We start from the raw sequence: 1,729 nt of genomic DNA, 5'->3' as shown, positions 1-1,729 counted from the left end.
GCGGTGCTGGAGGGCGTCGGGATCGGCGGCCTGCCGCTCTGCGTGGTCAGTCGCGACCTGGCCGAGCGCCGGCTGGTGCGGGTGCTGCCGGAGTGGACGCCGGTGGAAGGCATGGTGGTGGCAATGTTCCCTTCGCGGCGCGGGCTGTTGCCTTCGGTCCGCGCGCTGATCGACTTTCTCGCCGCAGGCTTCGCCGACGCCGCGCAGCGCCAGTACCCGGCGCCGGGCTGAGGCTCAGCGACCGGCGCCCGGGCCGTAGAGTCGGAGCAGTTGCAGGGTCACGCCGTTGGACCAGCCGAAGCCGTCCTGCAGCGGGTACTCGCCACCGCCGCCGCCGCCCTGGTTGCCGCTGATGTCGTATTTCTCCACCAGTTTTCCTTCGCGGTCGTAGACCTGCTGCACCTGGGCGAGGAATCGCCGGCCGATGTCTTCCGCCAGGGCGTCCCGGCCGTAGGCGCGCAGGCCCTGTACGGCGACCCAGTGCAAGGGTGCCCAGCCGTTCGGCTCGTCCCATTGCTGGCCGCTGGCACGGGTGGTGGTGGCCAGTCCGCCCGGGCGCAGCAGTTGGGCGGCGACGCTGTCGGCGGTACGACCGGCGCGTTCGGCGGAGGCCAGCCCGGTGAATAGCGGGAAGAGGCTGGCGGCGTTGATCCGCTCGATGGGCCGCCGGCGTTGCCAGTCGTAGTCGGCGTAGTAGCCCGCCGGGTGCCAGAGGTGGTCTTCGATGGCCTGTCGTCGCTTCTCCGCGCGGGCTCCGTAGCCTTGCTCGCAGGCCTTCAGCGCGCTGCTGGCGCAGGCCTTGGCGATGGTTCGTTCGAGATGGTAGAGCAGGGCGTTGAGGTCCACCGGGACGATGGCGGTGGTGCGGATGCTGGCCAGTTCGCGGCCGTCGTCCAGCCAGCGGGAGGAGAAGTCCCAGCCGCTTTCCGCGCCGGCCCGCAGGTCGCGATAGACCTCGCCCGCGGGGCGCTGCGGGGCGCGCGCGGCGGTCGCCCGGTCCTCCAGGAAGGACTCCTGGCGCGGTGTGTCACGGTTGTCCCAGTAGCGGTTCAGCAGGCTTCCGTCGGCCAGTTTCACCACGTGCAGGCGCGCCTCGTTGGGGCGCAGCCCGGCGGAGCCTTCCATCCAGTAGGCGTATTCCTTCTGTAGCTGCGGCAGATAGCGCCGGTAGGCGGCGTCGCCTTCGCGTCTTGCCTGGAGGTCCACCATGTAGGCGAAGAACGGCGGCTGCGAACGGCTCAGGTAGTAGCTGCGGTTACCGTTGGGAATGTGCCCGTAGGTATCGATCAGGTAGGCGAAGTTGTCGAGCATGTCGCGCACCCGCTGGTGCTGCCCGCTCTCCGCAAGGCCGAGCATGGTGAAGTAGGAGTCCCAGTAGTACACCTCGCGGAAGCGTCCGCCGGGGACCACGTAGGGTTTCGGCAGCGGCAGCGGCAGCAGGCTGCTGTGGGCCGGCACCTGCTCGTAGTGGCGGGTCAACGCCGGCCACAGGTCGCTGATGTGGCGGGCGAGATCGGCACCCGCTGCCGGCGGGGCGGTCTCGACGCTGCCGGACTCCTCGAAGTTGCGGCCGACGAAGGCGCGCAGGTCGAAGCCGGGCCGCTCCCTCTCGCGCAGGTAGTCGGCGCGGATCCGTGCAGGCTCGCGCAGCGGGAGCGCATCGACGAAGTGCTTCTGGTCGCTGAACAGCCGGCTTTCCTGCACCGCCTGGAACAGCTCGGGATAGGCT

The 1,729-nt window shown here is 70.0% G+C and carries 2 protein-coding genes; one reads left to right on the top strand and one right to left on the bottom strand.

Going from position 1 to position 1,729, the window contains the following annotated elements; all coding sequences use genetic code 11:
• On the top strand, window positions 1-231 hold a 231-nt coding region (locus tag FFS27_RS32440; protein WP_256659894.1), incomplete at its 5' end, for a LysR substrate-binding domain-containing protein.
• A gap of 3 nt (window positions 232-234) precedes the next feature.
• Here the strand turns inward: FFS27_RS32440 and treA are convergent.
• Window positions 235-1,729, bottom strand: a 1,495-nt coding sequence (treA, locus tag FFS27_RS32435) for an alpha,alpha-trehalase TreA (protein WP_137952538.1), incomplete at its 5' end; no start/stop codon positions are given.

The sequence above is a fragment of the Pseudomonas sp. 2VD genome, assembly GCF_005503585.1.
GTDB lineage: Bacteria > Pseudomonadota > Gammaproteobacteria > Pseudomonadales > Pseudomonadaceae > Pseudomonas > Pseudomonas aeruginosa.
Note: the sequence above shows the minus strand (reverse complement) of the source record. Positions and strands in the feature narration are given on the sequence as shown.